Annotated in this window: 7 protein-coding genes and 2 pseudogenes; 2 read left to right on the forward strand and 7 right to left on the reverse strand. The window is 60.5% G+C overall.

Annotated elements, in window-relative coordinates; translation table 11 throughout:
• The 3 genes and pseudogenes from IGS51_RS08930 to IGS51_RS08940 form a co-directional block, all read right to left on the reverse strand.
• A pseudogene (locus IGS51_RS08930) lies at window positions 1–1,750 on the reverse strand (hypothetical protein); the annotation flags it as partial.
• Between the two features lie 214 nt (window positions 1,751–1,964).
• Window positions 1,965–2,744, reverse strand: coding sequence for an MBL fold metallo-hydrolase (locus IGS51_RS08935; protein ID WP_297078079.1), 780 nt, complete (start codon window positions 2,742–2,744; stop codon window positions 1,965–1,967).
• Between the two features lie 124 nt (window positions 2,745–2,868).
• Window positions 2,869–3,564, reverse strand: coding sequence for an SAM-dependent methyltransferase (locus IGS51_RS08940; RefSeq protein WP_297078084.1), 696 nt, complete (start codon window positions 3,562–3,564; stop codon window positions 2,869–2,871).
• A gap of 246 nt (window positions 3,565–3,810) precedes the next feature.
• On the opposite strand from IGS51_RS08940, the gene IGS51_RS08945 reads away from it, so the two are divergent.
• Window positions 3,811–6,192, forward strand: coding sequence for a tetratricopeptide repeat protein (locus tag IGS51_RS08945; RefSeq protein ID WP_297078080.1), 2,382 nt, complete (start codon window positions 3,811–3,813; stop codon window positions 6,190–6,192).
• On the opposite strand, the gene IGS51_RS08950 is transcribed toward IGS51_RS08945, so the two are convergent.
• Window positions 6,189–6,422, reverse strand: coding sequence for a hypothetical protein (locus tag IGS51_RS08950; RefSeq protein ID WP_068510836.1), 234 nt, complete (start codon window positions 6,420–6,422; stop codon window positions 6,189–6,191). The genes IGS51_RS08945 and IGS51_RS08950 overlap by 4 nt on opposite strands.
• 226 nt (window positions 6,423–6,648) lie before the next feature.
• Here IGS51_RS08950 and IGS51_RS08955 point away from each other — a divergent pair, with 226 nt between their 5' ends.
• Complete coding sequence (locus IGS51_RS08955; protein WP_297078081.1) at window positions 6,649–7,329, forward strand: AzlC family ABC transporter permease; 681 nt, start codon at window positions 6,649–6,651, stop codon at window positions 7,327–7,329.
• 82 nt (window positions 7,330–7,411) lie between these two features.
• On the opposite strand, the gene IGS51_RS08960 is transcribed toward IGS51_RS08955, so the two are convergent.
• The 3 genes and pseudogenes from IGS51_RS08960 to IGS51_RS08970 form a co-directional block, all read right to left on the reverse strand.
• Window positions 7,412–8,185, reverse strand: a complete 774-nt coding sequence (locus tag IGS51_RS08960) for a peptidylprolyl isomerase (RefSeq protein ID WP_297078082.1) — start codon at window positions 8,183–8,185, stop codon at window positions 7,412–7,414.
• Window positions 8,185–9,549: a cytochrome P450 gene (locus tag IGS51_RS08965; protein WP_297078083.1), complete on the reverse strand. Its 1,365-nt coding sequence runs from the start codon at window positions 9,547–9,549 to the stop codon at window positions 8,185–8,187. Before IGS51_RS08965 ends, IGS51_RS08960 begins: the two co-directional genes overlap by 1 nt.
• 130 nt (window positions 9,550–9,679) lie before the next feature.
• Window positions 9,680–10,130 (reverse strand): annotated as a pseudogene (locus IGS51_RS08970) (glycosyl transferase); the annotation flags it as partial.

The raw sequence follows: 10,130 nt of genomic DNA on the forward strand, positions 1-10,130 counted from the left end.
CTGCGGGGGCATCCTCCGTGGGAGCAAACAGGTGCGTTTTCACCAACGCCCGCCGAATCGACGCGCTGAGGCGATCGCACCAGCGCTGCCAGGCCGTTTGCAGATCCGCGTCGGAGCGCAGGATCAGGTCGCCGCCGGGGGTCAGCAGGTCGCCCACGTAGGCATCGGTGGCCGCAAATTCCGGCGCTGGCTCTGGCACCACGCGCGATCGCGGCGCAAAATCCACTCCATAGCTCCACAGCGGCCGCTTTTGTCCTGCACGCCGCCCGTAAACCCGCACGCCGGCCAGTTGCGGCAAATTCAGATCTCGCAGAAAGCGCACCACCGTCGTGCCAACCCGCCGCTGGTCTGGACAGACGGGCGCATCGCTCATCACATGCAGCAGATAGCGCTGGGCGTGGGTGGGTGCATCCGATGGCACGCTGCCATCCAGCTTGGGCAAAAGCTGGACACGGATGCCGCCCGTCGCCAACTGCTGCGTCAGGTCGGGGTTGAGCAGACGATTCAGCAGAAAGGCGATCGCCCCCCAGTCGCCCTGCTGGGCCAGGGTCAGCGTCGAGTCTGCCAGGTGCGGCTGCTGGCTAGCGGGCAAATCCAGCCAGTCCACCCAGGCCGGCGTTTCCTGGTGCAACACCTGGCCGTAGACCGTCGCAGCGTGGATGCCCTGGGGCGCGATGGATTGCAACACAGCCCCCACGCCCGCCTTCACCGCCGCTCGGTCAGGAGGATGGGGCGCAAGGCTGCTCTGGGGCAGGGGGCTACAAAACAGGTGCAGCGTCGAGTCCCGCAGCGTTGCGGTAGACACCTCGCCCTCCAGCATCTCCAGCACCGGGTTGAGCAGGCGCGTCAGGCTGCCCACGTCGCCCCAGCGGGCCCACTCCCGCAGCATGGCATTGGGCGGTGTCAGATCGACCTGAAGCATCCAGTCAGGCTGGCTTTCGCCCGCCACCTGCACCCGCACCACCGCATCCCGAAAGCCCTCTAGCCGCAGATCGCGCAAATGTTGAGCCAGCGGCTCCGCCAGCAGAGAGGAATCCAGCGAATAATTCGCCTCGCACAGCACCCACAGCCGCTGGGGTGGGGGTTCCGGTGCGGCATCGGGAGCGGGCCCTGGGGCGGGGCGCAGCGGCTTGACGGTTGCCCTCACGGATACGCCAAAGCTGCTGAGGTGGTCGCTCAGGTAGCGGGCAATCGCCCCTGGGTGCCCCTGCCGCGCCAGACCCAGGGTTGACCCAGAGAGCGCCGCATCGCCTTCAACCGGGCGATTCCCAAAGGGATCGCTACGCGAATCGCCCGACGGCAGCCCGCCAAAGCCAACTGTTGAACCAGGCCCAGATCCGGCACTGACCGTCGCCAACTGCCCGCCCCGCTGCGATGCAGACTCTGGGGACTCTTCCGCCAGCAGTTGTTCCCCAAGAAACTGCTGGAGTTGATCGTCCAACTGGTGCAGATCAATCGAAAACGACCAGTCCGGCGACGACTGTCCGGGTCGCCGACCGTAGAGATAAATTTGATAAATCGTTGGCTGTCCGGCGGGCACCAACGTATTCAGGTCAACCTCCCGCAGCGCAGGCAGCAGCCGCCCCACGATTGCCCCCCGGTCGGGGCAGGGCTGCGCCTCACAGAGAATGTGCAGATGATTGCCGCGCAGGCGAAACTGGACGCGCTCCTCCAACAGCCCCGTGGTATCACGAAACCACAGCGCCAGCGGCGACGTTCCCGGCGGATGCTTCTGCTGCAAATCAGACATCAGACGTTGCGTGACCCTTCAATCCAGGCGTGCCGCTAAAACGGCGACCCGGCCCAACCGTAACCGCAGGTCAAAAGACCCCATCGACGATTTCATTCTAGCGGCCGGGGCGATTCCCGAAGGGATTGCTTCGCGAATAGCCCATCGCCCCTTTCTATCGCCCCGTTTTAGCACGGATTTTGCCTGGTGACGCATCGGTCTTGTCGAGGGTGGGCTAAGCCCGGCCGCTGTGGGACTGCACCCGTTCACTAGGACAGCCCAGACTGCGGCGCGATCGCCGATACTCGTCCACAATGCGCCCATAGTCCGCTTTGCCAAAAATCCGGTAGTGCCCCGGATAGACCGTCTCCACAGGCAGCCGCGCCAGCCGATCGTAGGTGGCCAGGTAGGTGGGGATATGGCTGCAATGCAGATCGTCCAGCAGTTCACCGTCGTAGATCACGTCGCCGGAAAAAAGGTCCTGCGTCTTGGGGTCGTAGAGCGCGATGCAGCCCGGAGAGTGGCCTGGCAGATGCAGCACTTCCAGGGCGCGATCGCCCAGATCTAGCACATCGCCCTCATTCAAAATCTGCGTCGGCTCGCAGGCCCGCAGCCTGTAGGTGGTCACCGTAAAGCCCTCGTAGGGCAACTGGTGAAAATCCTCCTGCCGCACCCAGCCCTGCTGCGGCGTACACAGTGCCTCGTAGTCGTCGCCCATCCGCAGGGCGCTGGCCTCGGCCGCGTGGATGGCGCGATGGTCAAACTCGTGCATTCCCCCAGCGTGGTCGAAGTGAATGTGGGAGGCGATCGCCAGCAGCGGCTTGTCCAGCAGATCCGCCAGATAGGTTCGCAGGCTGAGTACGCCCAGCCCCGTGTCGATCAGCAAATCGCGATCGCGCCCCTTGATCAGCCACAAATTTGCCCGGTTAAACCAGTAGTAATGCGGCTCGGTGATGAGGTACAGAGAATCGGTGATGCGTTGGGTAGAGAACCACTGATGGATTGGATCGGGCATTGAACTAAATCTGTCTCAAGGTAAAAAGGGAATCAGTCATCAAGACGCTTGTCGTCTCTACTTGTCGTCTCTATTTGTAGTCTCTAACAGATCCTCCGTTCATCTCTCAATCATTTGCGACCGACTAAACCGCCAGCCGCGTCACCCGCAGCATCTCATTGCCGCCTTTTTGCAGTTCGTAGCGCACCGGGACGATTTCCACGCGATAGCCCAAGTCGGTGAGGACTTCGCAGACGGGTTCGAGGTGGGGCGATCGCACTCGTTCCAGGGTCAGCAGCGGAAAAATTCGGAGTTCTTGCCCCCGCACCATCAGGGCGGCGATAGAGCGGCAGTGCATCTCCAGGCTGAGATGGTCGGAATAGAGAAACAGTAGGTGAGAGCAGAGCATCAGGTCGTAGGGGCGATCGCTCAGCGGCAGATCGGGCAACTCACCTACGAGATAGCGTCCTTCGGCCTTGCCCTGGTCATAGTCTGCCAAAAACCGCCGCAGCGCCGTTTCGCGGTTCCGCAGCAGGTCGTCCGGCGACTGGTGATAGCCCCACACCCAGCCATCGGGCATATCTTTCACCTGGCGAATGATGTCGCTGGCGCAGGCGTAGAATCGCTGCTCGATTTCCGCGCCGCTGAATTGATAAATCGGGTCGATGGAAATGACCCGATACCCCAACTGGTGCATCTCGGCGTTGAAGCTGGCCGGGCCGCCGCCCGCGTCCAAAATGTCGCGGGACAGGTCGAGGTCGGTCAGGTTAAACATCAGGCGATACTCGGCGAGCGATCGCCCAAAGGGAACGACGTGGCTCAGCTTCACCATGAGAAACACCAAGCGTTGGGGATTGGGAGGAACTAACGGGGCTAACGGGGCTAACGGCAGAGGCTCTGAGACAATGGGTTGCTGCTAGTCAGCATAGGGGACGGTCGAACCTGAGTATAAAGATTCAGGGAAGAAGTTTTCAGTATTTCCCAAAAAGCATGGGAATATTGACGCAATGGTGTGGGTGGCTCCGTGAACAAAGGGTTCACGTGCTAAAGCGTCTGGTCGGTTGGATGGCTGATTCTGTCTACAGGCATGGCTGTATTATCACGGCGCGAGCGGGGACGCATCTTAACCCAAACGGGATTTGACCGCATCTGGCAGGCTGTGTGCCTTCGGTTTCCGGGCGATCGCCCCACCTACGCCGCAATTGCCCGCTGCACCGAACCTGGAAACCCCAACGGGCACACGGCGGAATACCTCTCACCGGAAACCATTTCTCGCATTCTGCGGCCCTGGCTCGACCAGCAGCGCGACCAACTGCGCGGGGTCGATGCGCGATCGCTCGAACAGTTGTTTCGCGCCTTTGGGCTGACGCTGCAACCCGACGACCACCAATCGGCCCAGGCAGTTGCCGACGAAGCCGCGACCGATCCCAACTTCGTCGGGCGGGAAGAGGCGATCGCCGACCTAGACGGACTCCTGAGCCGGGGCTTCAAGATTATCGTGATCCAGGCGCGGGCGGGCATTGGCAAAACGACGCTGGCGCGAAACTATCTCCAGCAAAAGTTCGGCGCAGTGCTAGAATTCCCCATTGCCAAGGCCACAAAGGACATTGCCCCGGTCGAGGCGCTGCTGGAGGAAAAGCTGCGGCAGTTGGGCGAAGAACCGGGCCGCGAGTTTTTCGTGTCGCTGGATCGGCTCAAGCGCAAGCTCCAGGGCGACCGCCTCGGCATTTTGATCGACAACCTGGAACCCGCCCTCGACCCAGACGGACGCTTTATCGAGCCACACCGCCGCTATGTGGAGCTGCTCAACGTGCTAGCCGACCCGTCGGTGCAGTCCACCACGCTGATCACCAGCCGCGAACGCCTGCACGAATATATGGTGTCGGTGCAGCATTATCCGCTGCGGGGGCTAACCCTGCCCGCCTGGGAAAAGGTGTTTCAAAATCGCGGGCTGCGCTGTGTCGATGCCCCTGCGATGCAGGCGCTGCACCGGGCCCACGGCGGCAATGCCAAAAGCATGGATCTAATCGGCAGCAGCATTGCCGAAGATTTTGCGGGGGATGTGGCGGCCTATTGGCGGGTCAACCAGACCAACCTGCTGAGCCATTGCGAGCTAGAAGACCAGGTCAACCAGCAGTTCAACCGACTGCAAGAGCTATCGCCCGATGCCTATAACCTGCTGTGTCGCATGGGCTGCTATCGCTATCAGGACGTGCCGACAGTGCCCATAGAAGGACTATTTTGCCTGCTGTGGGACGTGCCAGAGAGCCGCCATCGCCGCGTGGTTCGAGCGCTGCAAGACCGATCGCTGGTGGAGCGCGAACAGGAGCGCTACTGGCTGCATCCGGTGATTCGCGCCCAGGCGCTCGATCGGCTGGCTAGCACCCCCGACTATGCCACGGCCCACCGCCACGCCGCAGAATTTTGGACCGAGCGGGTGACCACCATCATCACGCAAGACGATGTGCAAACGGCGCTGGAAGCCTACTATCACTACATCGACCGGGGCGACCACGAGGCAGCGGCGGACGTGATTATTCAAAAGCGACCCAACCGCTGGGGCACGAACGAATCGCTGGGGCGATCGCTCTACAAGCGGGGGCTACTGAGTCAGGCGGAGGAGGTCATCCTGGCGGTGGTGGATCGGCTCCCCGACAGCTATCGCCGCGCCAGACTCTACGGCATTTTGGGCGCGGTCTATTACTATTCGTCTGATAATATCCACGAAGCGGTGAGATGCTGCCAAAAAGCGCGGGCGATCGCCCAATCGGTCTTGCAAACGCCCTCAGACGAGGATACGGCCTTCAAGCTGCGGCTGGTGGAAATCAACGCCCTGCTGACCATTGGCATCTGCCAGATTGCCCTGGGCGAATACGAAGCGGGCATGGCGGCCCATCGCCAGGTCGAGCAGCTTTGCCAACCGCTGGGCGACGACCGCTACCGCAAGTCCGTCCTGTTTTACATTGCCTATCTCAACCTGCGCCTGGGCAACCGGAAACTGGCGCGAAAGCTGGCGGATGAGCTGTATGAGGCCGTGAATCAGTTGGACGATTACCAGATGCCAAGCTGGGTGACGGAATATCGCCTGTTTTTCTTGGGGCTGACCTACCGGGAACTGGGCGAAATTCAGCGATCGCGCCTGCTCTATCATCGCGTGCTAGATTTTGGAGAACGCAGCGCTTACGGACAAGCCACCTCCAAGGCGCTTTATGGAGATGCCGCACTCGACACCGAAGAGGGACGCTATGACCAGGCCGTTGCAAAACATCAGACTTCGATTCAATACCTGCGCGACGTGGGCGCAAAGTATGACCTGGCCGAAGCCTACTACCAGCAAGGGCTGACCTATCGGGCAATGGGCGACACCCGCCGCAGCAAAGAAAGCTTTCAGGCGGCGATCGCCCTCTTCCAAAAAACAGATGCGCCCAAGCAGGTCGCCAAGGTGCAGCGGGCGATGGACGGCTCCTAGCGAATCGACTCCACCACCACGGCGATCGCCATCAGGCAAAAGACCAACCCCATCGTCTTGAACAGAGCAGCATCCAAAATGCTCACCAGGAGATGCAGGAGAGGGGCAATTACTAAAACCTTTGACAGCACAATGGCTACCAAAATTCCAAACAGCGTTAGAAGAAAGTATTTCAACACGCGCACCGCAAACCGAAACAGCCAACTGTAGTCAGGATGAGTATTTCTCATAAGTTTCGGGGGGTTCGAGAACTGGTTGCTGATGGCCTTAGTCTAGCGATCGCCCCCCTGCAACACCACCGCCGTTGCCGCTGTTAAGCCAAAAGTTAAGCTAATGAACAACCATAGGACTTACGCAGTTGGACGATTTTTCGCGGACTGCGCCCGCGAAAAATCGTCCAAAACCCAGAAAACTTATCGCAAGTGCGTCAGTCCTGAACCAACCGGAGAAGCAAACATGCGAGAGTTTTTGCGCGGCGGGACGCGGGCGCTGGGAATTATAGCCGGATTTTTGCCCACGGCTGTCAGCTTTGGGGCGATCGCCATCCAGACCCGGCTATCGGTGGAAGCGACCCTGGGCATGTCGGCCTGGATCTTTGCAGGCGCGTCCCAGTTTGCGGCCGTAGAAGGCTTGCGGCAGGGGCTAGCCGCGCTGAGCATCGGGATCACCGTGCTGGTAATGAACCTGCGCCATGTGCCCATGAGTCTGGCGATCGCCCGTCATCGCTATGCCCAGTTCCCCACCTGGCAGCGCTGGCTGCTCTGCCACGGGCTGGTGGATGAAGTTTTTGCCCTGGAAATGTCTGACCCGCAGCACCCATTTGCCTACTATTTGGGGATGCACGGCTGCTGCTGGGGAGCGTGGGTGGCAGGAACCTGGCTCGGCTGCGTCGTGGGGCTACAGATTCCCGAACGCTGGCTGACCTTTGCCCTGCCTGCGCTGTTTATTTACTTGCTCGTCAACGCCATTCGCCAGCTTCGTCATCCCAATCGCTGGATTGTCCTGGCGCTCAGCCTGATCCTAGCCTTGGGCAGCACCACGCTGGGTTCAACAGGCTTGCTGCTGTCGATTTTGGGCATCGCGGCGATCGCCACGCTGGGAATGCCCGAAGAAAGACCGGGACAGAAGCCGGGATGAAGCGGCATCGCGATCTCGATTTTAGATTTTAGGTTGGGGATTTTAGATTGCCCGCCTACCCAAAATCCAAAATCCAAACCCCTCACTCTCCCACCAACACCTCAATATCCACCCCATCGAGCTGCCGCATGATCCACTGGTCGAATAGCTCATTCCGCAGGGTTTCCAGCACTTCGGGGTGGTCGAGTGTGGCGGGCAGGACGCGATCCAGCCGGAAGACGCACCACAGGTTTTCTTGCTCGATAAACAGCGGCGGCAGCACATCGCCAGGAGTCGCCGCATCCACGGCAGCGCGGAGGGCATCGGGCAGGCTGCCCCGGCTGAGTAGCCCCAGCATTCCGTTGAACAGGCGATCGCCCGTTTGGGAATAGTCCTGCGCCAGGGTCTCGAAATTTGCGCCCTCTAGCAATTGTTGATAAAGCTCCTCTGCCAGATCGCGATCGCCCACCGCCAGCCGCGACAGCACGACCTGATCCAGATCCAGCTTGCGCTCAATGAAATATTGCGACAGGTGCGGCTCCGTCAGGCGATCGCGCAGTTGCCGCAGATGGAGTTCTCGCTGGGTCTGGGTTTGCAGGGCTTCTGCATCCAGCCCTTGAGCCTCCAGCCAGGTCTGAAACGCGAGAGGATCGGTCAAATCTGCCTGCTGGCGAAAGTGGGCGATCGCCGCCTCCACCTCTGCCCCGGTTGGCTGCCCCGCAGCGCGATCGCCCAATGCCTGATCCAGCACGAACTGCCGCAGGATTTCGCCAATCATTTCGTCCAGCTTGCCCGCTGCCTGCAAATATCGCACCGCTTGGGCAAGAGAAAGCTGCTGCTGGCCGTTGATGACGATAAACGGGGGAGAAGCCGCCATCAGCCCGCCTCCCGTGCCGCAAACGCCACCCGCAGCCCGTCGCGGGGGTGGGGCGTGGGGACAATCACCATACTCAAGTCTTGGTCGGGCAGCAGCGTCCATTGCCAATGCCGCAGCAGGTGGGTGGCAAAGATCTTCATTTCTAGCCGAGCAAATTCCTTGCCCAAACACTCGCGAATGCCGCCGCCAAAGGGCACGTATCCGTAGCGCTGCTGATCGGCCGAGCGATCGCCCAGTTGGGCAGCACTAAATCGCTCTGGGTCAAACTGCTCTGGCTGGGGATAGAGGGATGCATCTTGGTGCGTCGGCCCAATTTGATACAGCACGCTCCAGTTTTTGGGGATGGTATAGCCACCATAAGCACAGTCTTGCAGCACTGTGCGAAAGCCGCCGCCGACCGGGGGAATGCGCCGCAGCACCTCTCGCAGCACTTGCTCTAGATAGGTCATTTGTTTCAGCAAATCGAGGCTCAGCGGCGCGGCTGGGTCAAACCCGCGCTGCTCGACCCGCAGTTTGTCTAGCACGTCGGGCGACTGGGCCGTGAGCAGGCAAAAGGAGGCGATCGCCGAGGTTAGGGTTTCATGCCCTGCAAACAGCAGCAGCAAGACTTGATCCTTTAGCTCTTCCAGGCTAAGGCCCTGCCCGTCTTCGTCGCGGGCGCGAATCAGCAAATCCAGCGCGTCGCTAGCCTCTGACCCGTCTGACTCTGGCCCATCTGAGGAATTGAGGGACTCAGAGAGTCTCTGCTGGCGATCGCGGACAATTTGCTCCATTTCTTCTAATAGCAGCCGCCGCGCCCGCTTGGCCTTGCCAAATGCCGTCCACGGTACATTGAGCGGAATTGAAAATAAACCCTGACACCAGGTTTCAAAAACGTGCCCCAGGCGAGTTTGGGAACCCTTGTCCAGCCCCACCAGCAGCTTGCAGGCAATATCCAGCGTATAGTTTCGCAGTTCGGGATACCACGTTAGCTGGCCCTGCTGCTGCCAGCGCTGAGTATAGCGCTGCGTGATGGCTTCCATTGTGCTGATATAGCCCGACAACGCTCGCGGCATAAAAGCCTGGGCCAGCAGCTTGCGGCGAGACTGGTGCTCGTGCCCGGTTTGCAGCGCCAGAGACAGTTTCCCCAGCAGCGCCTTGGTGCTGGGCGGCCAGTCCACGCTAAAGTATGTGTTTTCGTTGCTCAGCACAAACTGATTCGCTTCCACGCCCCGCATAAAAATCGTCGGCTTCCCCAACAGGCGCGTTTTGAACAGGTCGCCATACTGTTCATGGCGCTTTTGGGCAAAGTTGGGATCGGTGAAGAAGTTGAGCGTCTCGCCGAGAAAGGGGAGTCCAAAGGTGCCGGGGGGCAGGGTATGCATGGGAAATACAGGGGAATTGCAGAGCTTCAGCAAGATTCAGCAACCGGGAGATCGGCGATCGCCCGAAGTTATCTCCCTGTCTCCCATTATCCAACGGCTCCTGCCTTCCCCAACTAGCCCCCCAAATAGTCTATGACTGCTTGGGCGATCGCCTCATTTCCTCGCTTATCCAGCGGCAGGTCGGTTTCTGGCGGGTGCAGCGGCGCTTGCGAAAGCAGTGGCGACGAATCCCCGCCAGCAGGCAGGCCGCTTCGGCAAAGTCGTCGCGGGTGAGGCTGACAATCGGCACATCCAGGCGACAGGCTTCCGAAAAGGTCCCATAGCCTGGTTTCGACACGACGCGCCCACACAGCGGCATAAAGTCCACCGGGCGAAAGGCAGTGCCGCCCACGTTCACCAGGTTGGGCAGGTCGGGAGCGTGCTTGTCGGTGGTGATGAACTGCCAGTCGGGGAAGCGCGTTAGGTTGTGATACGGAATGTCCGCCAGCCCCAGCCCGCCAAAGGTAAGCAGCGCTGTCTTCTCTTTTGGCGCAGTCAGGTTGAACTTGCTCCGCAGGTCGTCCGGGTTGTGGCGGGGGGGG

It is taken from the genome of Thermoleptolyngbya sp. M55_K2018_002, assembly GCF_015295965.1.
GTDB lineage: Bacteria > Cyanobacteriota > Cyanobacteriia > Elainellales > Elainellaceae > Thermoleptolyngbya > Thermoleptolyngbya sichuanensis.

Excerpts from the sequence above, each read along its gene's own strand:
- IGS51_RS08935 (WP_297078079.1), bottom strand. The coding sequence starts at position 2,744 with ATGCCCGATCCAATCCATCAGTGGTTCTCTACCCAACGCATCACCGAT.
- IGS51_RS08945 (WP_297078080.1), top strand. The coding sequence starts at position 3,811 with ATGGCTGTATTATCACGGCGCGAGCGGGGACGCATCTTAACCCAAACG.
- IGS51_RS08950 (WP_068510836.1), bottom strand. The coding sequence starts at position 6,422 with ATGAGAAATACTCATCCTGACTACAGTTGGCTGTTTCGGTTTGCGGTG.
- IGS51_RS08955 (WP_297078081.1), top strand. The coding sequence starts at position 6,649 with ATGCGAGAGTTTTTGCGCGGCGGGACGCGGGCGCTGGGAATTATAGCC.
- IGS51_RS08960 (WP_297078082.1), bottom strand. The coding sequence starts at position 8,185 with ATGGCGGCTTCTCCCCCGTTTATCGTCATCAACGGCCAGCAGCAGCTT.
- IGS51_RS08965 (WP_297078083.1), bottom strand. The coding sequence starts at position 9,549 with ATGCATACCCTGCCCCCCGGCACCTTTGGACTCCCCTTTCTCGGCGAG.